Here is a 19,947-nt window from a genome sequence, read left to right as displayed (position 1 = left end):
CCGAGTACCGATTCGATGAACAATGAACCGGGATATCGGGTCCTCGCGGTGCGAGTCTAGCGCCAAGACCGCGGTTTGCGACAGACTCAACTTCGGGAACAGCTGCAACCCGTTCGAAACCCGCCGAGCGCAGCCAGGCACGCGAGGGCCGCCAGGTCGTTGGGGAGGGAAGCCGGATGAGGATCTCGGTCATCGGATGCGGTTATCTGGGGGCCGTGCACGCCGCCGCTATGGCGTCCATCGGCCACGAGGTGATCGGCATCGATGTCGACATCCACAAGATCGAGGCCCTCGCACAGGGGCGCGCACCGATCTTCGAGCCGGGGCTTCCCGAGCTGCTCGTAAACGCGGTCGGATCCGGAGCGCTGCGCTTCTCCACGGACATCGCCGATGCGGCCGGCTGCGACGTGCACTTCGTGACGGTGGGCACGCCGCAGCTGCCGGGGGCGCACGGCGCCGACCTGCGGTTCGTGCACGCGGTCTTCGCGTCATTGCGACCGCACCTGCGCAGCGGCGACATCGTCGCCGGCAAGTCCACGGTCCCGGTGGGCACCGCCGCCGACCTCGCCGGCGACGTGCATTCCGCCGGCGCGACGCTGGTGTGGAACCCGGAGTTCCTCCGCGAAGGCTGGGCGGTACAGGACACGGTCGAGCCGGACCGGATCGTGGTCGGCGTGCCGAGCGGACCGGCCGGCGAGCGTGCGGCCGACGTGCTGCGCCGCGTGTACCACCCCGCGCTGGCCGCCGACACCCCCTACATCGTCACGGACTATGCGACGGCCGAGCTCGTCAAGGTCTCCGCGAACGCCTTCCTCGCCACCAAGATCTCGTTCATCAATGCGATGGCGGAGATCGCCGAGGCGACCGGGGCGGACGTCACCCAGCTCGCCGACGCGCTCGGTCACGACACTCGCATCGGCCGCCGCTTCCTGGGCGCGGGGATCGGGTTCGGCGGAGGCTGCCTCCCGAAGGACATCCGCGCGTTCGCGGCCCGCGCCGAAGAGCTCGGACTGCGCGACTCCGTCGCGTTCCTGCGCGAGGTCGACGCGATCAACCTGCGCCGCCGCGAGCGCGCCGTGCAGCTCGTTCTGGAGGAGACCGGCGGATCCGTGGTCGGCAGCCGGGTTGCGGTACTGGGGGCGGCGTTCAAGCCATTCAGTGATGACGTGCGCGACTCGCCCGCGCTCGACGTGGCCGTGCGGCTGCACGGCCTCGGCGCCAGCGTCATCGTGACGGATCCGCAGGCTGTTCCGAATGCGCGCGCGCTGCATCCGCAGCTCACCTACACGACGTCGCGGGACGAGGCCCTGCGCGATGCGGACGTACTCGTCGTCGTCACCGAATGGGACGAGTACCGCCGCCAGATGTCACCGGAGGACGTCGCCGCCCTCACCGACGGCAGGATCGTGATCGATGGGCGCAACTGCCTCGACGCCGCCCTGTGGCGAGCCGCCGGGTGGCGCTATCGAGGACTGGGCCGGCCATGACCGACGACGGCCCGGCTCTCATCGCGACCACCGCCGATGTCGACCCGCGCGCGATCATCGGCGCAGGGACGCGGATCTGGCATCTCGCTCAGGTGCGCGAAGGGGCTCGGCTCGGTGCCGACTGCAACATCGGCCGGGGCGCCTACGTCGGACCGGACGTCATCATCGGGAACAACTGCAAGCTGCAGAACTACGCCCTCGTCTATGAGCCGGCGCGACTGGGTGATGGTGTGTTCATCGGGCCGGCCGCGGTGCTCACCAATGACGAATTCCCCCGGGCGGTGAATCTCGACGGCTCGCTGAAATCGGGCGACGACTGGCACGCGGTCGGCGTGGTCATCGGCGACGGTGCGTCGATCGGCGCCCGCGCGGTGTGTATCGCTCCTCTGACGATCGGCGCGTGGGCGCTGATCGCCGCCGGAGCCGTGGTCACCAAGGACGTCCCCGCCCATGCGCTCATGGTCGGCGTTCCGGCCCGCCGGATCGGCTGGGTCGGGCGGGCGGGGCGGCCGCTCGTGCAAGACGGCGAGGACTGGGCATGTCCCCAGAGCGGCGAGCGCTACCGCGAGCAGGACGGGGCGCTGCAGCTCATCAGCTGAGGTGGTGCCGGATCAGATGGTCGGCGATGGCGAGCGAGCTCGTGGCCGCAGGCGAAGGCGCGTTGCGCAGCAGCGTCACGGATCCGACCTGATCGATCGCGAAGTCGTCCAGCAGCTCTCCCCCGCGCCCCCAGGCCTGGGCCCGAACCCCCGCCGCGGACGTGCGGCGCAGATCCGCCATCCGCAGCTCGGGGATGAAGCGCTGCGCCTTGCGGAAGTACCGCGGCTTCAGCAGGGATCCGCTGATCTCGTCCGCTCCCATGCGCCAGTGCTGTCTCGCGAGCGGCCACGCGCCTGGCCACCTCAGCGAACCCCAGGTGTCGGCCGCCGACCAGTGCAGCCAGCTGTAGCCTTCACGAGCGAGCGCGGGCACCGCGTTGGGGCCGACGTGCACGTCGTCGTAGACGCCGCGGGTGAAATGCACGCCGAGGAAGGGGAACCGCGGATCCGGCACCGGATAGATCATCCCGCGCACCAACCCTGCCCGCTGCGGGCGCAGCGCCCAGTACTCGCCGCGGAACGGCAGGATCCGGGGTGACGCGTCCGCACCGACGAAGCGCGCCACCACGTCCGACTGCAGCCCGGCGCACACGACGACGCGTTCGAAGGCGTGCTCCGACGCTGCGGTGCGCACGTACACCTTCCCGCCCTGCTCCCGCATCGCAGTCACCTCGTGGCCGAGCAGGATCCGCCCTCCGCAGGCACGAACATCCTGCGCCATCGCCTCGGTGATCGAGGCGTAGTCGACCACGGCCGTGTGCGGCGAGTGCACGGCGGAGACGCCCTGCACATGCGGTTCGATCTCGGCGATCCGGGCGGCGTCGTCGATGCGTTCCAGGTCGGGCACACCGTTCGAGGTCGCCCGCCGTTCGATCTCATCCAGCGCACCGCGCTCACTCTCATCCACGGCGACGACGAGCTTGCCGACCTCGCGGTAGGGCAGCCGCTTCTCTGCGCAGAAGTCGCGGATCTGGCCACGGCCTTCGGCGCACAGGGTCGCCTTCAAAGAGCCGGGCGCGTAGTACAGGCCCGCGTGCACCACCCCCGAGTTGTGCCCGGTCTGGTGCGCGGCGAGACGGTTCTCCTTCTCGAGCACCGTGACGTCGTCGCCGCGGAGTGCGAGCGCTCGGGCGAGCGCCACTCCGACGATCCCGCCGCCGACGATCCCCGTGCCCTGCCCCATGCGGTCATGCTAGCGGCTGCACGACCCGGGATTTGGGCCTCGAGCGTCCATGCCGTAAGCTTTCTCTTTGGTGTGCGATCACTGCTGGTCGCACCCGCGAACGTGAGCCCTCCACTGGCGTGTTCACCTCATCCGCTTCCCGGGCCCTTCGACAGGCTCAGGGAGCGGGCGGGAGAACCACCCCGGAGTGGGATTCACGAACCTCTCCGTTCGATCAAGAAAGCAGCACTATTGTGACGCGCACTTACACTCCGAAGGCCGGCGAGATCCAGCGTGACTGGGTCGTCATCGACGCCACCGACGTCGTTCTCGGCCGCCTCGCCTCGCACGCCGCAGCGCTCCTGCGCGGCAAGCACAAGGCCACCTTCGTCAACCACCTCGACTCGGGTGACTTCGTCATCATCGTGAACGCCGACAAGGTCGCGCTCACCGGTCAGAAGCTCCAGAAGAAGATCGCCTACCGCCACTCGGGTTACCCGGGCGGACTCAAGGCCGTCGCCTACTCCGAGCTGCTCGAGAAGAACCCGGTCCGCGCCGTGGAGAAGGCCATCCGCGGCATGCTCCCGAAGAACAGCCTCGGCCGCCAGCAGCTGACGAAGCTCAAGGTCTACACGGGCTCCGAGCACCCGCACGCCGCTCAGCAGCCCAAGACGTACACCCTCGACCAGGTCGCCCAGTAAGCGCCGTTACGAATAAGGACATACTCGTGGCTGACATCGAAACCACCGACTTCCCGCAGAACTTCTCGACGGAGACCCCTGAGGCCGCCGCCGTCGAGACCGCTCCGCGCCCCGTTCTCAACGTCCCCGGCGCTGCCGTGGGCCGTCGCAAGCAGGCCATCGCCCGCGTGCGCCTCGTCCCCGGCGCCGGCACCATCACGGTGAACGGCCGCACCATCGAGGACTACTTCCCGAACAAGCTGCACCAGCAGCTGATCAACGACCCGTTCACGGTGCTGAACCTCGCGGGCTCGTACGACGTGATCGCCCGCATCTCCGGCGGTGGCCCCTCGGGCCAGGCCGGCGCCCTGCGCCTGGGTATCGCTCGCGCGCTGAACGAGATCGACGCCGAGAACAACCGTCCGACCCTGAAGAAGGCCGGCTTCCTCTCCCGCGACGCTCGCGTCAAGGAGCGCAAGAAGGCTGGTCTCAAGAAGGCCCGCAAGGCGCCTCAGTACTCGAAGCGCTAAACCTACAGTCCTCTATGGCTCTGTTCGGTACGGACGGGGTGCGGGGGCTGGCCAACGGCCCCCTCACCGCCGATATCGCGCTCACCCTGGCCCAGGCGACAGCTGTCGTCCTGGGCCAGGGCCGTATTGCCGAGGCTCGCAAGGCCGCCGGCAAACGTCTCACCGCTGTGGTCGCCCGGGATCCGCGCATCTCGGGTCACTTCCTCAGCGCCGCCGTCGAGGCGGGTCTCGCCTCCTCCGGGGTGGACGTGCTGGATGCGGGCACGTTGCCGACCCCGGCCGCGGCGTTCCTCATCGCCGACATCGACGCCGACTTCGGCGTAATGATCTCGGCGTCGCACAATCCCGCGCCCGACAACGGCATCAAGATCTTCGCCCGCGGCGGAGTGAAGCTGCCCGACCTCGTCGAGCAGCGCATCGAAGAGGCCATGGCCGGCGAGAAGCTGCGCCCCACCGGCGCCGACGTCGGTCGCGTGCAGCGCTTCTCCGATGCCGAGGACCGCTACGTCATGCACCTGCTGGCGTCGCTGCCGCATCGTCTCGACGGCATCCACGTGGTGCTCGACTGCGCCAACGGCGCAGCCTCGGGCGCCTCGCCCGAAGTTTTCCGCAACGCCGGCGCGAGAGTGACCGTGATCGGTGCGGATCCTGACGGGATCAACATCAACGACGGCGTCGGATCCACGCATCTCGACAAGCTGGCCGCCGAGGTCATCCGCGTCGGCGCCGACGTCGGCATCGCGCACGACGGCGACGCCGACCGCTGCCTCGCGGTCGACGCCGACGGCCACATCGTCGACGGCGACCAGATCATGGCGATCCTCGCGGTCGCCATGAAGGACCGCGGCCGCCTGGTCGAGAACACCCTCGTCGCCACCGTCATGAGCAACCTGGGCCTGCACGTCGCGATGCGCGAGCACGGCATCACCGTGCGCCAGACAGCTGTCGGCGACCGCTATGTGCTCGAGGACATGAACGCCGGCGGGTACTCGCTGGGCGGCGAGCAGTCGGGGCACGTCATCATGAGCGACTTCGCCACCACCGGCGACGGCGTGCTCACCGGTCTGCACCTGGTGGCCGAGATGGCCCGCCAGAAGAAGTCGCTGGCCGAGCTCGCCGCGATCATGACCGTGTATCCGCAGAAGCTCGTGAACGTCAAGGGCGTCGACCGTACCCGGACCGACGACGAGCACCTGCAGAAGGCCGTGCAGGCGGTGGAGGCCGAGCTCGGCGACACCGGCCGCGTGCTGCTGCGCCCCTCGGGCACCGAGCAGCTCGTGCGCGTGATGGTGGAGGCCGCCGACGAGGTGTCCGCCCACGAGTACGCTCATCAGCTCGCCGAGGTCGTGCGCGAGCGACTCGCGCTCTGACATCCGCACCATCCAGAACGGCCGCACAGGAATCCTGTGCGGCCGTTCTGTCACAATGGACGTTCTGTCACGCGAGCATCTTTGGGGATGAAGACGTGAGCGATTCTCCGTCGTCTACGGCGCCGTTCTGGCGCCGGCTGACCACCTGGGCTCTCTTCTACGGCGTCGTCGTCGCGATCATCGTCTTCTCGCCGTATCCGTTCCTCTCCGCGTTCGATCCGCTGATCCACAGAATCGGAGCGGTGATCCCGGGGCTCACCCTCGTCCGCGCCGAGTTCATCGCGAACATCGCGATGTTCGTGCCGTTCGGCATCTTCCTGGCCGTGTTCCTCCCACGACGCAGATATCTCGTGCTCCCGATCGGTTTCGTCACCACCGTGACCATCGAGACCGTTCAGGGCCTCTTTCTGATGTCCCGCAGCGACTCCGTGCTCGACATCCTGTCCAACACTGCGGGCGCCGCCATCGGGCTCCTCATCGTCGAGCTCATCGACGCATCCCGGCGACGCTCCCGCAGGTTCGCACGGGCTGACGGGGCCTGAGGGCGCCCGCGATATTCCGCGGTCTGGATTCTGTGCCGAGTCCGGCCAACCATGAACCCACGTTCGCTTCCTGCAGCTCGACCCATTCGACTCGCGAATCCTGAATGAGCGGCTTGGCCCTGCTCGGTTCGCACCCGAGCTTCGGGAGTTCGTAGAGGTGTGGAGCCCCAGAGCACCTATCCTTCTGAGGTGCCGCCTGAACCTCTGTCGATGACTCGGACACCGCCCCCATCTCGACGCATCGCTCTCACGGCGCGGATCCTGCTCGTGCCCTACGCGATCGCGGTGCTGCTCCTCACGTGGCTGCCCGCAGAAGACGCCGTCAAGGTGACCGGTATCGTCGCCGTACTCGCCCGCCTGGTCGCAGCTTGGGGCATCCCGTTGGAGGCCGCCTATGCCGTGTTCGAGTTCGCGGCGAACATCGCCATGTTCGTGCCGCTGGGCGTGTTCCTCGCCCTGGGCTGGCGCCGGACACCTGTGTGGGTCATCGTCGCCATGGGATGCGGCGCCAGCGTGGTCATCGAACTCGTGCAGCTGGCCATCCCGAGTCGTTACTCCACGCTCTCCGACGTGATCGCCAACACCCTGGGCACGGCTGCAGGCGCGGTGGCCGTGCGCGCGTTCAACTGACTACACCGGATCCCGAGGGTTCGCTCTCCGACGCTATTTGCAAATCGGCTCGACGGTCGTCGGCGTGGCTCGCGACATCGGCGTCGTCCAGACCTTGAGCGGCCCGCCCGGTCCCGGTGCGGTGAACTCGACGTTCACGGTGTGAGTGTCGGCGTAGTGGCTCAGCACCTCGATCTTCGCGGCAGGGCGGCCGAGGTGCTCACCCTGACTCATCGGCGTGACCGGTTGCCCGTCGACGGTGATGCTCTTAAGCGAGCCACCGGCGGGTCCATAGAACACGACATAGCTGCTGATGTCACCCGGGGCGAAGTAGGGGCCCTTAATGTAGGGTGGCAGGCCAGCAGCAGCCTGCTCTGTCAGACTCGAGGTGAGCGTCATCGTGCTCTTGACAGTCTGATCCGTGCGGCACGCATCGATCTTCATGTCCAGGTAGTAGCTCTTCTTCGACCCCGTGTTGTCGTTCAGATAAACGCCGAGAACACTCTGCTCTTTGTCGTCCGCCGGCATGATTCCGCTCATCCGTGAGTTGTCCACCAGCTGTGTCTGTTGCGGATCGGTGCTGAGATACAGCAGCCGCCCTTCGTCAGCGGCACGGAACAGCGCCTGGACGAGCTTCACCGGTGAAGCCTTGCCCGACGTCACGGCCGCGAAGATCGTGTCCGCCGCCGACGCGAAGAACGCATCCTGTTCCGGTCCGTTCGGATACTTGAAATACACCTCGTTGAGCAGCAGCGGCACCGCGTTCTGCGCGTTCAGCTGATCACCGGTCGCGAGCGTCACGGGACCGGTCGCGTCCAGGATGTACGAGAGCGTGACCGGGTCGATCGACAGCACCGCGTCGATGTTCGTCCCGATGTCGCTCGCCCACCACGCGCGCAGGATCCGAGCCGCGTCGGGGAGGTTCGGCACCATCGTGAAGTCGGGCGTGTAGCGGCCGATCTTGTCGCCGAAGATGTTGACGGCCTGAGGGTCCAGTTCGGCGACCGGATCCGGGCGCCCCTGCTGCCTGAAGTCCGCGCTGCTCACGACCGCACCCGGGGTGATCGTTCCGTTGTCGACGGTGATCGGCAGGAATTGCGCTGCATTGCCGCCGAGGCTTCGCGCCTCCGAGTTCCCCTGGAACATCAGCAGGTACGTGCGGGGGCCCTTCGCGCCGAGCGCGTCCGGCAGGACGCCCAGCACCTCGCGCGCCGTCTGCGTCGTCGGCCGCAACTTCGTCAGTTCAGAGTCGAGCTTGCTCACCCCGTCGGCGACAGGACCGACGAGCTGTGCCTTGTCGACCTTGCGAAGATCAGCAGTCGCCCTCTGGATGCCGGCATCGACAGAGTCGAACGTCTTCGCGAGCCCGGTGATGGCGGCAGGATCGATACGCCCGTTGGCGATATTCAGATCGCTCAGCTTCACGCTCGCCGCCGGCCGCACGACATCGGTCGCCAGGCCGTCAGTCACCTCGGCGACAGCGCGGACCGCCGAGAGATTGGATCCGACGACGGGAAGCTTCTCGGCGAAGTGCCACTGCCAGCCCTTGGTCGCGGCGACAGCCGCGGCCGTCTGGGCCGAAACCACGCCGGAGCTCTTCGCCGCCGCGTCGAGGTCTCCGGCGAGCACCGACTTCTGCACCTGCTGCACGCCGGTCATCGCGGCCTCGAGGTGGCCACGGGCGGACATCGCCTTGTCGTAGACCTGCTTGCCGATGATCCCGCCGGCCACGGCCAGCACGATGAGCAGAAGCAACACGCCGCCCACGATCCAGGGCCAAATCCGACGGCGCCGGGGCCGGGACTCGAGACGTTCCGCCTGGCGATCGCGGATCTCGCGGCGCGAGGGGGGCGTGCTGCTCATAGGTCCATCCAACCATCACCGGCAGCGCGCCTTCGCCTGCACATTCACAGCCAAAGGCCTAGCCGATCTTGACGGCCTCCATGAGCAGGGCCGATTCCAGCGCAGCCTCGACGACGGTGAGCGTTCGCAGCCCCTGCTCCATCGTCACCACGTCCGAAGGCTCGCCCAGGACCGCATCCCGGAACGCCTCGTGCTCTACGCGGAGCGGCTCGCGCTTGGCGAATGCATATCGGATGACGTCTCCTTCCGAGACCCCACGGAAGCTCGACACCGACTCCCACTCGAGAGGGATCGTGCCGTTCGCGAAGAACGTCAGGTCGCCGGTCGCAGTGTCGGCGACGAACGCCCCCTTCTCCCCCGTGACGACCGTCACTCGCTCCTTCATCGGGCTCAGCCAGTTCACGATGTTGTTCACGATCACGCCGCTCTCCGTGCGTCCTGTGATCGTGATCATGTCCTCGTGCTCACGGCCACTCTTGAACGCGGTCTGTGCGAACACGCGCTCATAGTCGGACTGGACGACCCAGGCCGTCAGGTCCACGTCGTGCGAGGCCAGGTCCTTTGCGACGCCGACGTCCGCTATCCGGGACGGGAAAGGTCCCTGACGCCGCGTGGTCACCTGGTAGACGGCGCCCAGCTCGCCCGCCTCGAGTCGGCGGCGAAGCTCCTGCAACGCTGGGTTGAAGCGCTCGATGTGTCCGACTGCACCGACCAGGCCGGCCTCCGAGAAGACCTCGACCATCCGACGTCCCGCATCGAGGCTGTGCGCGATCGGCTTCTCGACGAGAGTGTGCACTCCGGCCGCGGCGAGCTTGAGCGCCGCCTCCTCGTGGAATCGCGTCGGCACCGCGACGACGGCGGTGTCGAGACCTGCGCCGATCAGAGCATCGATGTCGGGCAGGATTTCCAGGTCGCCGGCGACACCGTGCGGATCCCCGCCCGGATCCGCGATCGCGACGAGCTCGACGCCCTCGAGCTCACGCAACACGCGAGCATGGTGGCGCCCCATCATGCCGACGCCGAGCAGACCGGCGCGGAGGGCCATCAGGCTCCCGCCCCTGCGACGATGTTCACCGCGGCCACGATGCGCTCGAGGTCGTTCTGGGACAGCGACGGGTGCACGGGCAACGAGACGACCTCGCGTGCTGCTCGCTCCGTCTCCGGCAGCTCGACGCCGGGCGCGAAGCGCGTCAGCGACGGCAGGCGATGGTTCGGGATCGGGTAGTAGACGCCCGCGCCCACGCCGTGCTCCTCCTTGAGTGCCCTCACGAAGCCGTCCCGGTCCTCCGGAACACGGACGGTGTACTGGTGGTAGACGTGCACCGCGCCATCGGCGACCGGGGGGACGACCACACCGCGGAGGTTCGCATCGAGGAACACCGCGTTGTCCTGTCGCGTCTTCGTCCACGCGTCGATCTTCGTGAGCTGCACACGGCCGATTGCCGCGTGGATGTCGGTCATGCGCGCGTTGAAGCCGATGACCTCGTTCTCATACTGGCGCTCCATACCCTGATTCCGCAGCAGCTTGACCGTGCGCGCGATCTCGTCCGTCGCGGTCGAGACCATCCCGCCCTCGCCACTGGTCATGTTCTTGGTCGGATACAGGCTGAACATTGCGAACTCGCCGAACGTACCGACAGGACGTCCGTCCAGCGCGGCGCCGTGCGCCTGTGCCGCGTCCTCGTAGAGGGCGATACCTGTCGCGGCGGCAAGCGCCTCCAGCTCACGCATGCGCGCGGGGTGACCGTAGAGGTGCACCGGCAGCACACCGCGAGTCTTCGACGTGACCGCGGCGGCGACCGCATCGGGGTCCAACGTGAAGGTGTCCGGTTCGATGTCGACGAACACGGGAGTCGCGCCGGTGAGCGCAACCGAATTGCCGGTCGCGGCGAACGTGAACGAGGGCACGATGACCTCGTCGCCCGGGCCCACGCCTGCAGCGAGCAGCCCCAGGTGCAGGCCCGCGGTGCCGGAGTTCACCGCGACGGCGGGACGCCCCTGCACGAAGTGCGCGGAGAACTCAGCCTCGAAGGCGGCGACCTCAGGCCCTTGCGCGATCATGCCGCTGCGCAGCACTCGATCGACGGCTTCTCGCTCGTCGTCGCCGATGATCGGCTTGGCGGGGGGAATGAAGTCGCTCACGCGTTCTCCTTTGTCAGGGTGTCGTTCTGCTCGCGGTAAGTCGTTCCGTTCTGGGGACAGATCCAGGTGCCCGCCTCATCGCCGGCGGTCAGTGGCACGCCGGCCTCCCCGACCCAGCCGATGCGCTTCGCAGGGACCCCCGCGACGAGTGCATAGTCGGGGACGTCCTTGACGACGACCGCGCCCGCGGCCACGGTCGCCCACGCGCCGATCGTCACCGGGGCGACGCACGTGGCTCGTGCTCCGATGGCCGCGCCTCTTTCGATCGTCACGCCGACCGGTTCCCAGTCGTGAGCGCTCTTAAGAGATCCGTCGGCATTGATCGCCCGCGGGTAGGTGTCGTTGGTGAGGACGACGGCAGGGCCGATGAAGACACCGTCGGCGAGACGTGCCGGTTCGTAGACGAGCGCGTAGTTCTGCACCTTGCAGTTGTCGCCCATGACGACGCCCGTGCCGACATAAGCGCCTCTGCCGATGATGCAGTTCTCGCCCAGACGGGCCTGTTCCCGCACCTGGGCGAGGTGCCAGATGGATGACCCCGCCCCGATCTCCGCGTCATCGGATACGTCGGCGGACTCGACGATCCGCACGTCAGCTCTTTCGGTCATGCTGCAGCACCCCCCGTTTTGATGAAATGCCGGAAATTCAGGCGGAACCGACGACGATCCGAGGCGTGCCGGCCCAGAGCGCGGCGTCGCTCGCCGCACGCCCGTCAACGAGCAGCTTCACACCGGGGATCTGAGTCGGCGACAGGGTGCGATATTCGGCGTGGTCGGTCTGCAGGACGGCGACATCCGCCGCCTCACCGATCGCGAACGGCTCGAGACCGAGTGCGCGCAGCTCGTCCTCCGTGTACAGCGGATCGTGCACGCGGACGTCGGCGCCGCGCTGACTCAGGGCTTTCACCGTCGGGAACACTCCGGAGAACGCCGTCTCCTTCACGCCGCCACGGTACGCCGCGCCCAGCACGACCGCGGTCAGGCCCGACAGAGACCCCAGTAGCGTCTCGGCCTGCGCGATGAGCCGCTCTGGCATCGATGCATTGAGCTGCCTAGACGCGCGAATGATGTCTGCATCAGGGTCGGTGGACAGGTACAGGCGTGGGTACACGGGAATGCAGTGTCCGCCCACGGCGATGCCGGGACGGTGGATATGGCTGTACGGCTGCGAGTTGCATGCCTCGATCACCTTGTAGACGTCGATCCCGTTGGCTGCGGCGAAGAGGCCAAACTGGTTCGCGAGGCCGATGTTCACGTCGCGATAGGTCGTCTCGGCGAGCTTCGCCATCTCGGACGCTTCCGTCGTCCCGAGATCCCACACCCCGTTGGGGCGCGGCAGATCGGAACGCTCGTCGAACTGGAGCACCGCCTCGTAGAACTCGCGTGCACGCCGAGTACCCTCCGGCGAGAGCGCGCCGATCAGCTTCGGGTACTTGCGCAGGTCCTCGAACACGCGCCCGGTGAGCACCCGCTCGGGGGAATAGGCGAGGTGGAAGTCGACGCCCTCCGTCAATCCGGAACCTGCCTCGAGCATGGGCTTCCAGCGGTTGCGTGTCGTGCCGACCGGCAGAGTCGTCTCATACGAGACGAGCGTGCCCGCCGTAAGGTGCTCCGCAAGTGACGCCGTCGCCGCATCCATGTATTTGAAGTCGGGTTCCCAGGTCTCGTCGTTCACGAAGACCGGGGCGACCAGAACGACTGCGTCAGCACCGGGAATCGCCTCGGCGTAGTCGGTGGTCGCACGGAGGCGACCCGACGGGATCAGTTCGGCAAGCTTCTCCTGCAGGTGCGCCTCGCCGGGAAATGGCTCCCGCCCCGCGTTGATCGTGTCGACGGCCTTCTGGTTGACGTCGACCCCGATCACGTCATGTCCCGACGTAGCGAACTGGACAGCGAGTGGTAGGCCAATTTTCCCCAAGGCCACGACGGCAATGCGCATGGAGCCATGCTATCGGTGCCTCTTGAGCCCTCGCGCCGCCGCGTCCGATGCCGAGCCTGCGCTTGCGCGCGTCACCGCTTGTTGGAAAAGTACCTCAGCGTCGCGCCCGCGCCGCGACGCCATCGATGCGCCTGGTACTTCCACATGTCGCGTCGCGAAGGGACTTCCTCGGGATCGTTCCGTGGCATGTCCTTGCGTGAGACCCAGATCGCCCTAAGAATCCAGCCGGGCTTCTGTGCCCAAGACGCGGCGCGCACGTGCCGCCACCAGGCAACACTTGAAGCGTCGTCCACACAGCTTGAGAAGAGCTCCCACTGACGCTGCTGTTCGACGTCGGCATCGACGACCACTGGACTGAGATCGGCCGTATCGAAGTAGTCGCGCAAGGTCCAGACCGCTCTCCCCGCGCGAGCGATCTCCACGAACTCGTCGCGTTCGGTTCCCGTGAATGTCTCGTTCAGCGCCGTCAGGACCAGCTCGTGTTCTTCTGCGTGCTTGGGAGAACGACGGTCGCGCTCGGCATGCAGCGCCATGATTACGGTCGCGCCGGCCTTCGACGGTGCCTGCACCGGAGAGTGTGCCAAAGAGACCTCTAGACGGGAAGACCAAAGAACATCGAACACATCCTCGGCATCGGCGAAGAACCCCGGGAACATCCAGTGCACGTCGATGTCGCATGGCCAGTCCGAGTGGATGTAGGTCATCGAATGCTGCGGGAGCAATGCCGGTGTCGCTCGACCGACGCGGGTGTGCCACCCTCGACTCTCGAGCGCCGCGCAGAACTCGGCGAAGCGCTGGGGCTCGATCAGCACGTCGGCATCCGCCGAGGCGCGCGGGGGACGCAAGGCATAGTGCGCGGCGATCGGCCCCTTGAGACTGAGGGCGCGCACACCCAGCCCCCGAGCGATGGTCGCGGCGAGCGCATGTGCAAGCTGCGTCGCGGCGTCCAACTCGAATGTTCCCGAACCCACAGTTCTCATCCTAGGGACGCTGATCCGATCGGTCAGCCATGTCGATGAAGCCGCCCCCGGATCGCTCGGACCGTGGACACCGGAAGGAGACCGCTCAGAATCGACTTCCCGACGCGCAGGTATTCTCGTGGCCCAGCACCGAGCTTCGGGTAGTAGCGCAGACGCACTCGAATCTCGTCGCCGCGGTGACGCAAAGACCGCTTCGCGAAGTCGGCCTTCTCAACCCTGTAGTGGTAGACGACTTTAGGGATCACGTAGAGGCGATAGCCGCGCAGGAGCATCTCGCACCACAGGGCGAGGTCTTCGGCCCTCCTGTACGGTGGGTACCCCCCTGCAGCTTTGACCGCACTCACCCGCATGATCGATGCGGCATGGATGGGCGTGAATCCGCGCATCGCCAGCTTTGCGGTCTGCTCGCCGGGGCGCCCCAGCACCAGACCAGGCCCATCCGAGGAGATCTCACGCGCCTGACCGGACACGACCGCGTACTCCGGGTGCTGCGAGATCCAGCCGTAGACCGACTCGAGGTAGTCAGGCTCGACCGTGTCGTCGGTGTCCATACGTGCGATGTACTCGCCGCGGGCCTGCTCGACGCCATAGTTGAGCGCAGCCACGAAGCCTCTGTTCTCGCCGTAGCCGACCACGCGAAGACGATCGTCGTCGAATTCGGCCGCGATTCCGCGGACGTCGGTCTGAGAACCGTCGTCGACGATGACGAACTCGAACCGCCGCTCGGTCTGGGCGAGGATCGAGCCGATCGCGGCTCGCAGCCGATCGGGGTCGGTGTTGTACTCAGCCATGAGGACCGAGATCAGGATGCGGTCACCAATGTCTGTCACGCCGCTACCCTACCGAGTCGTCAGGAGGACGGGCCGCCACGGGTCAGGACGCGGTGCGAGCACGCAGCACTTCGCGTCAATCGCACTGGACAGAACGGCCGTCGTCGAGTTCATCATCAACAAGGTCTTCTCCCCCCGGAGCTCCGCCACCGCGAGCAGCCCTTGATCGCTGGCAATTCGGGCCCGTCGACAACCGTAAACTCTCGACATGAGGATCATGAGCGTCGTAGGCGCCCGCCCCCAGTTCGTAAAACTGGCCCCGATCGCGAAGGCGGTCGTCGACGCCAGCCACGAGCACGTGATCGTGCACACCGGTCAGCACTACGACCCGATGCTCTCGGACGTATTCTTCCGCGACCTGGACATTCCGGCACCGGACGCCCACCTCGGCGTGGGCTCGGGCTCGCACGGTGTCCAGACCGGCGCCATCCTGGCTCAGATGGACGAGGTGCTGGAGCGCTTCCGACCTGACACAGTCCTCGTTTACGGGGACACCAACTCGACGCTTGCCGCAGCGCTCAGCGCGACCAAGCTTCACTTCCCCGTCGCACATCTCGAAGCCGGGCTGCGGTCTTTCAACCGGGACATGCCGGAGGAGCACAACAGGGTGCTCACGGATCATGCGGCCGACCTCTGCTTGGCGCCGACACAGGTCGCGATGGGACATCTCGCCGCCGAAGGACTCGCCGCGCGCTCGGTTCTCGTCGGGGACGTCATGACCGATGTCCTCTACCAGGTCAGGGATGCCGTCGCCCAACGCAATGGTCCGCATCCTCTGGTTGGTGAGGCGGAGCCGGGGAACTACTATCTCGCCACCATCCATCGCGCGGAGAACACCGACGCACCCGATCGACTGCGTCAGATCGTCGACGCCCTGGCCGCCGCAGATCGACCCGTCATCCTCCTCGCCCACCCACGGGTACGCGCGAAAGCCGCCGAACACGGCATCTCTCTGGATGCCGGCGCTCTGCAGACCCGCGACCCTCTGCCATACCCCGAGCTGATCGCGGCCGCGCGTACGAGTGCCGGCATCGTGACCGACTCCGGTGGCTTGCAGAAGGAGGCATTTCTACTTCGAGTGCCGGGCACGACCGTCCGCCGGGAGACGGAGTGGGTCGAGACCGTGGAGCTCGGCTGGAACGTGCTCGCCAACACTGCGGAGGAGATCGCCGCCGCGCTGACCCGCACCCCCCCTGCCCCCACAAACGCCTCACCGTACGGCGACGGCCATGCTGCGGCACGTGCGGTCGGCGCGATCGAGGATGCGTTTGGCCGCTGAGCGCAGCCGCGCCGTTTGCGCCGTTGGATATCGTCAGGTCGAGCCGAATGACCAGCCTCAGCCATACTGAAACGTCGCTTCTTCTCGCGGAGACGGCACATCAGTTCACAGCCATCGCCCGTTAGAATCGGTCGTACCATCAGACATTCGAGGCCTCTCATGGGATGCGCCCGATGCCGCCAACCGAGGATGCAACGCCCCACATGAGAATTCTTCACGTCGGACTCTTCCACAAGCTGGGAAGCGGACAGCGTGCGCAACTGGAGTACGAGCGCGCAGCGGCGCAATCGCTCAAGGGCGTCATCTGGGAGACGCACACTCTGACGCCGACTCCGGAGCGGACCGACGGCGGCCCTCGTATCCCAATCTGGGCGCGACGGTTTCAGCTCGCCAAACTCTATGCCTGGTGGCACATCTGGCGCCGCAGCTCTCAATATGACATGGTGCTGATGCGGTCGATCTCTCCCGACCCGTTCGCAGCCCTGATGGCTCCGCTCATCCCCAATCTGCTCACCATCCACCACAGCAAGGAGATCGAGGAGATCTCGCTCGTCACAAAGGGGCCCCGCCTGGCGCTCGCCCTCTTCCTTGAGGGAGGCCTCAAGCGCTGGGCGTTCCGTCGGCTTCGCGGGGTTGTCGGGGTCACGGAGGAGATCGCGCAGTATGAAGCCGAGCGCTATCCGCGCGCTCAAATCGTCGCGACCTATCCGAACGGGATCGACATCGCAGGCTTCAAGATCGCTGAGGAGCCTTCCCCCGGTTCTGCTCCGCTGCGCGCCGTCTTCGTCTGCAGCGTCTTCTACGCTTGGCACGGCCTCGATCGGCTCCTCGAAGCGCTCGCAGCGCTGCCTGCCAACGATGGGCCTCCGCCCGTGGTGGTGGACTTGGTGGGGACGCTCGACGACGAGCAGCAGGCTCAGATCGAGGCACTCGCGGAGAGAGGCCTCGTCGTGGTGCACGGCAACCTCTCGTCCGCGGAGATGCTCGACGTCTTCAAAGAGGCACGCGTCGCGATCGCGTCGTTGGCCCTCGACCGGAACGGTCTCCGTCAGGCGAGTACGCTCAAGGTCCGCCAGTACCTGGCGGCCGGACTCCCGGTGTACTCCACCCATGTCGATGCCGGCCTCCCCGGAGAATTCCCCTACTACGTCTGTGATGACGGCGGATTCAGCATCGGGCGGATGATGGCCTTCCACGACGCGCTCGAGGATCGTCGCCGCAAGTCTGTCCGCGAGGCCTCCCGACCCTTTGTGGACAAGCAGTCGATCATGGAATCGCTCATCGAACAGCTCGGCACTGGGCGCGGCCCTGCCCCGACGAAGGAAAACCATCAGGGCGAACGCAGGCAACAACGATGAACGCGACCGCGGCCCGCTCTCGTGTCGAGATCACTGCGCAGCGACCGTTGACCCGAGTCGGGCGGGTGCTTCTCATGCTCGTCACCCCCGTCAGCGTGCTCAATCCGGTCCTCCCGCACCTCGGTCCGGTCTCCGCTTTCACGGGCTTCTCCGCGCTGTTCTTCCTCTACGGGATCCTGCACTTGCAGAAGCAGCAACACATCGGCCTACGGCAGCTCATCGTGCTCCTCTGCGTACCAGTCGCCGCGATCTCCCTTGCGGCTGTGGTGAACAGCTTCAACGTGCAGTACGTCTTCGCTCAGGCCGTCGTGGTGTCTGGTGGCGCGTTCATCACCCTGGGCATGCTCGCGCTGCCGCACACAAGGGACCTGATCCGGGCTGTGCTGCTCGGCTGGCTCATCGCGTCGTTGTGTACGTCGCTCTTCGCCCTGATCGAGATCACGACGGGCCGACATTTCGGTGCCACCTACCTGGACGCCAACCCCGACGCAACGAAGCTCGGTGTGGTCACCGTGTTCTACAACCCCAACAACTACGCCGCGTTCCTGGCCTTGACCATTCCGCTACTTCTCGCGGGCGCCGCGATGACGACGCGGAAATGGCTCCGCCTCATCTACTTCTTCGCCGCGATGGTCTCCGTTCCCCTCATGTTCGCGACCAGCAGCCGCTTCGGGCTCGCCACACTGTTCATCGCCCCCGCCACCTGGATCATCCTCCGTCTCCGCTCCCACGTCACGCAAGCCATCGCGTGCGTGTTCGCTCTGGTCGGTGCAATCCTTATCCTGCGGTTCCAGCAGGGCTCTGCAGCAGGGGACATCGCGCCGATCCAGGCCAGCGGCAGCTACGAGATCGACTTCCTCGGGCTCCAGATTCCGGCGGACAGTTCGCTGCTCACGAGATGGAACCTCATCCTAAACGGCTTCGACATGATGGCCCAGAATCCGCTCGGCTCGGGCCCTGGCGGATACACGGTCACTGCGAAGGCTGAGGGGTCGTCACGCTTGACGTTCAACATCACCAACCCGCACAACGGCGCGATCGAATTCTTCACGCAGTACGGCGTCCTGCTCGGGATCCTCGCCGTCGTGGTCACCGTCGCTCTCTTCACTCTGTCGATCCGCGCCAACAGCAGGTATGAAAAGGGGGCGCCCGAGCGTGCGCTCGCTTCGGCGCTCGTGTGCGTGCTCGCCTCGCTCCCACTGATCCTCACGATGAACAGCTCGTTCGTCGGCGTCCCGCACGAATGGGCGGGGTTCGCGACGTGCGCGGCCATCGGCATCCACCTCCGTTCCCGGCGCGGCGCCGCCATGGCGCCCGAGCAGATCCAGTCCGATGACGATGCGGCTTCGCAGTTCGCGCCCCGCGCAGACCAGGCGAAATCGACCAGGTAACGGACCGCCAGACGCACACGTCCGTGGCCGGTCAGCGACCGCCAGAGTCGGCCGCCCTTCGATAGACCTTCCGGTATCCGTCCCCGCGCGTCTCGGCGCCGAACTCCGACGCCGCATACGTGCGTAGTTCCTCGGAGGATAGACGCTCCTCGTCGCGGATCAATGATTCCACCCCGTCCGCCAGCGCCTCGGGTGTGCGTTCGCGCACAATCCTAGATCCGCGCGGAGGCAGGAACGACTGGTACTCACCGGTACCGGACGTCACTACAGGAAGCCCTTGAGCGATCGCCTCAGCGATCGACACGCCGAACGTCTCATAAGCGGTGGGGAGGAGGAAGAGCTGATGCTCGCGCAGCAGTTCCGGAATCTTGGACGTGTCCACGTGCCCCAGGAAACGTACAGCCCCCTCGATGCCGAGATCCCGCGCGACCTGTTCCGACTCTTCACGCAGCGGCCCGTTGCCTGCCCAGGTCAGAGACACATCATAGCCGCGCTCGCGGAGAAGCGCGGTCACCCGGACCGCCTCCACCGGACCCTTGTTGACGACGAGCCCGCCCGTCGCGATCATCCGGATCGGCGATGAGGCGTTGAGCGAGTCGGGCAGCGGTGCGTCCACACCCGGCAGCGCGACATCGTTCCTGATCACGGACACCGATGAGGCACCACTCCGGCGGATCGCGGCCGCCAGCTCCTGCCCGACCGCGATCACCTCATCTGGGCGCCGGAGCAGGCGACGCATCGGAGCGCTCGTGAGCAAACCCGCGCGCCAACTCGGCGCCTTCGCGATGAGAAGACTGTAGTGCTCAGTGTGCACCCAGGGGATACCTACCCGCAGCCCTAGGAATGCCGTCAGCGTCGGGTAGGCCATCGTGTGCAGGAGGTCGGCCTCGCCGAGCATCCGACGCAACAGAGGCCGTACCGTGCCACCCGGGCGGATGTCCTTCGTCCGGAAGGGGACGCGGACGACCCGAAGCGAATCTGAGAGACGGACGTCGGGATCGGAGCTACCCAGATGCAGAACCGTCACATCGTGATCCTCGGCGAGGAGCCGACAGTCCCTCATGTTGAAGACGCCGCTCATAGCCGAATGCGAATCAGGGAACCAACGAGTTACCACGAGCACGCGCATGGACGCATCCTATCGAAACCCGTTCACACCTCCGCGGGGCGCTGGTGTCCGCCTCTGA

The 19,947-nt window shown here is 66.7% G+C and carries 19 protein-coding genes; 10 read left to right on the top strand and 9 right to left on the bottom strand.

Annotated features, from left to right (window positions below; all coding sequences use genetic code 11):
* Positions 1-176 precede the first annotated feature (176 nt).
* Together AB4078_RS13865 and AB4078_RS13860 are read left to right on the top strand one after the other, a co-directional pair.
* Complete coding sequence (locus AB4078_RS13865) at positions 177-1,487, top strand: UDP-glucose dehydrogenase family protein (RefSeq protein WP_441977618.1); 1,311 nt, start codon at positions 177-179, stop codon at positions 1,485-1,487.
* A complete protein-coding gene (locus AB4078_RS13860; RefSeq protein ID WP_441977617.1) occupies positions 1,484-2,086 on the top strand; it encodes an acyltransferase in 603 nt (200 codons plus the stop codon). The genes AB4078_RS13865 and AB4078_RS13860 overlap by 4 nt, the downstream gene beginning before the upstream one ends.
* Here the strand turns inward: AB4078_RS13860 and lhgO are convergent.
* Positions 2,079-3,269 carry an L-2-hydroxyglutarate oxidase gene (lhgO, locus tag AB4078_RS13855; RefSeq protein ID WP_441977616.1) on the bottom strand — a complete coding sequence of 397 codons (1,191 nt, stop codon included), beginning with the start codon at positions 3,267-3,269 and terminating at the stop codon, positions 2,079-2,081. The genes AB4078_RS13860 and lhgO overlap by 8 nt on opposite strands.
* A gap of 233 nt (positions 3,270-3,502) precedes the next feature.
* On the opposite strand from lhgO, the gene rplM reads away from it, so the two are divergent.
* The 5 genes from rplM (at position 3,503) to AB4078_RS13830 (ending at position 7,000) form a co-directional block, all read left to right on the top strand.
* Entirely contained in the window at positions 3,503-3,949 is a 447-nt protein-coding gene (rplM, locus tag AB4078_RS13850) for a 50S ribosomal protein L13 (RefSeq protein WP_441977615.1), read from the top strand.
* Positions 3,950-3,975: 26 nt separating this feature from the next.
* Positions 3,976-4,458, top strand: a complete 483-nt coding sequence (rpsI, locus tag AB4078_RS13845; RefSeq protein WP_441977614.1) for a 30S ribosomal protein S9 — start codon at positions 3,976-3,978, stop codon at positions 4,456-4,458.
* Positions 4,459-4,472: 14 nt separating this feature from the next.
* On the top strand, positions 4,473-5,828 hold the full coding sequence (gene glmM, locus AB4078_RS13840) for a phosphoglucosamine mutase (protein WP_441977613.1): 1,356 nt from the start codon (positions 4,473-4,475) through the stop codon (positions 5,826-5,828).
* A gap of 95 nt (positions 5,829-5,923) precedes the next feature.
* A complete protein-coding gene (locus tag AB4078_RS13835) occupies positions 5,924-6,370 on the top strand; it encodes a VanZ family protein (RefSeq protein WP_441977612.1) in 447 nt (148 codons plus the stop codon).
* A gap of 210 nt (positions 6,371-6,580) precedes the next feature.
* A complete protein-coding gene (locus tag AB4078_RS13830) occupies positions 6,581-7,000 on the top strand; it encodes a VanZ family protein (RefSeq protein ID WP_441977611.1) in 420 nt (139 codons plus the stop codon).
* Positions 7,001-7,033: 33 nt separating this feature from the next.
* Here AB4078_RS13830 and AB4078_RS13825 read toward each other — a convergent pair whose 3' ends face one another.
* The 7 genes from AB4078_RS13825 to AB4078_RS13795 form a co-directional block, all read right to left on the bottom strand.
* Positions 7,034-8,842 (bottom strand): DUF4012 domain-containing protein, encoded by a 1,809-nt coding sequence (locus AB4078_RS13825; protein ID WP_441977610.1) that lies wholly within the window; start codon positions 8,840-8,842, stop codon positions 7,034-7,036.
* A 58-nt stretch (positions 8,843-8,900) separates the two neighbouring features.
* Positions 8,901-9,887: a Gfo/Idh/MocA family oxidoreductase gene (locus tag AB4078_RS13820; RefSeq protein ID WP_441977609.1), complete on the bottom strand. Its 987-nt coding sequence runs from the start codon at positions 9,885-9,887 to the stop codon at positions 8,901-8,903.
* On the bottom strand, positions 9,887-10,984 hold the full coding sequence (locus AB4078_RS13815; RefSeq protein ID WP_441977608.1) for a DegT/DnrJ/EryC1/StrS family aminotransferase: 1,098 nt from the start codon (positions 10,982-10,984) through the stop codon (positions 9,887-9,889). The genes AB4078_RS13820 and AB4078_RS13815 overlap by 1 nt, the downstream gene beginning before the upstream one ends.
* Entirely contained in the window at positions 10,981-11,592 is a 612-nt protein-coding gene (locus AB4078_RS13810) for a DapH/DapD/GlmU-related protein (RefSeq protein WP_441977607.1), read from the bottom strand. The genes AB4078_RS13815 and AB4078_RS13810 overlap by 4 nt, the downstream gene beginning before the upstream one ends.
* A gap of 37 nt (positions 11,593-11,629) precedes the next feature.
* Complete coding sequence (locus AB4078_RS13805) at positions 11,630-12,922, bottom strand: nucleotide sugar dehydrogenase (RefSeq protein WP_441977606.1); 1,293 nt, start codon at positions 12,920-12,922, stop codon at positions 11,630-11,632.
* 71 nt (positions 12,923-12,993) lie between these two features.
* Entirely contained in the window at positions 12,994-13,893 is a 900-nt protein-coding gene (locus AB4078_RS13800; RefSeq protein WP_441977605.1) for a nucleotidyltransferase family protein, read from the bottom strand.
* 32 nt (positions 13,894-13,925) lie between these two features.
* Complete coding sequence (locus tag AB4078_RS13795) at positions 13,926-14,732, bottom strand: glycosyltransferase (protein WP_441977604.1); 807 nt, start codon at positions 14,730-14,732, stop codon at positions 13,926-13,928.
* A gap of 208 nt (positions 14,733-14,940) precedes the next feature.
* On the opposite strand from AB4078_RS13795, the gene wecB reads away from it, so the two are divergent.
* The 3 genes from wecB to AB4078_RS13780 all read left to right on the top strand — a co-directional run bounded on the left by wecB (position 14,941) and on the right by AB4078_RS13780 (position 18,760).
* Positions 14,941-16,011: a non-hydrolyzing UDP-N-acetylglucosamine 2-epimerase gene (gene wecB / locus AB4078_RS13790; RefSeq protein ID WP_441977603.1), complete on the top strand. Its 1,071-nt coding sequence runs from the start codon at positions 14,941-14,943 to the stop codon at positions 16,009-16,011.
* Positions 16,012-16,214: 203 nt separating this feature from the next.
* Positions 16,215-17,369 (top strand): glycosyltransferase, encoded by a 1,155-nt coding sequence (locus tag AB4078_RS13785; protein ID WP_441977602.1) that lies wholly within the window; start codon positions 16,215-16,217, stop codon positions 17,367-17,369.
* Positions 17,366-18,760: an O-antigen ligase family protein gene (locus AB4078_RS13780; RefSeq protein WP_441977601.1), complete on the top strand. Its 1,395-nt coding sequence runs from the start codon at positions 17,366-17,368 to the stop codon at positions 18,758-18,760. Before AB4078_RS13785 ends, AB4078_RS13780 begins: the two co-directional genes overlap by 4 nt.
* Before the next feature lie 31 nt (positions 18,761-18,791).
* Here AB4078_RS13780 and AB4078_RS13775 read toward each other — a convergent pair whose 3' ends face one another.
* Entirely contained in the window at positions 18,792-19,889 is a 1,098-nt protein-coding gene (locus AB4078_RS13775) for a glycosyltransferase family 4 protein (protein ID WP_441977600.1), read from the bottom strand.
* Between the last annotated feature and the right edge of the window lie 58 nt (positions 19,890-19,947).

This window comes from Microbacterium sp. 2MCAF23 (assembly GCF_052115565.1).
In the GTDB taxonomy this organism is placed as follows: domain Bacteria; phylum Actinomycetota; class Actinomycetes; order Actinomycetales; family Microbacteriaceae; genus Microbacterium.
The sequence above is the reverse complement of the archived record's forward strand: the minus strand, read 5'-3'. Positions and strand labels throughout refer to the sequence as shown.

Coding starts and splice junctions, on each gene's coding strand:
- AB4078_RS13865 (WP_441977618.1), top strand. CDS start 177: ATGAGGATCTCGGTCATCGGATGCGGTTATCTGGGGGCCGTGCACGCC.
- AB4078_RS13820 (WP_441977609.1), bottom strand. CDS start 9,887: ATGGCCCTCCGCGCCGGTCTGCTCGGCGTCGGCATGATGGGGCGCCAC.
- AB4078_RS13830 (WP_441977611.1), top strand. CDS start 6,581: ATGACTCGGACACCGCCCCCATCTCGACGCATCGCTCTCACGGCGCGG.
- AB4078_RS13780 (WP_441977601.1), top strand. CDS start 17,366: ATGAACGCGACCGCGGCCCGCTCTCGTGTCGAGATCACTGCGCAGCGA.
- AB4078_RS13785 (WP_441977602.1), top strand. CDS start 16,215: ATGAGAATTCTTCACGTCGGACTCTTCCACAAGCTGGGAAGCGGACAG.
- AB4078_RS13775 (WP_441977600.1), bottom strand. CDS start 19,889: ATGCGCGTGCTCGTGGTAACTCGTTGGTTCCCTGATTCGCATTCGGCT.
- AB4078_RS13860 (WP_441977617.1), top strand. CDS start 1,484: ATGACCGACGACGGCCCGGCTCTCATCGCGACCACCGCCGATGTCGAC.
- AB4078_RS13825 (WP_441977610.1), bottom strand. CDS start 8,842: ATGAGCAGCACGCCCCCCTCGCGCCGCGAGATCCGCGATCGCCAGGCG.
- AB4078_RS13810 (WP_441977607.1), bottom strand. CDS start 11,592: ATGACCGAAAGAGCTGACGTGCGGATCGTCGAGTCCGCCGACGTATCC.
- wecB (WP_441977603.1), top strand. CDS start 14,941: ATGAGGATCATGAGCGTCGTAGGCGCCCGCCCCCAGTTCGTAAAACTG.
- glmM (WP_441977613.1), top strand. CDS start 4,473: ATGGCTCTGTTCGGTACGGACGGGGTGCGGGGGCTGGCCAACGGCCCC.
- lhgO (WP_441977616.1), bottom strand. CDS start 3,269: ATGGGGCAGGGCACGGGGATCGTCGGCGGCGGGATCGTCGGAGTGGCG.
- AB4078_RS13805 (WP_441977606.1), bottom strand. CDS start 12,922: ATGCGCATTGCCGTCGTGGCCTTGGGGAAAATTGGCCTACCACTCGCT.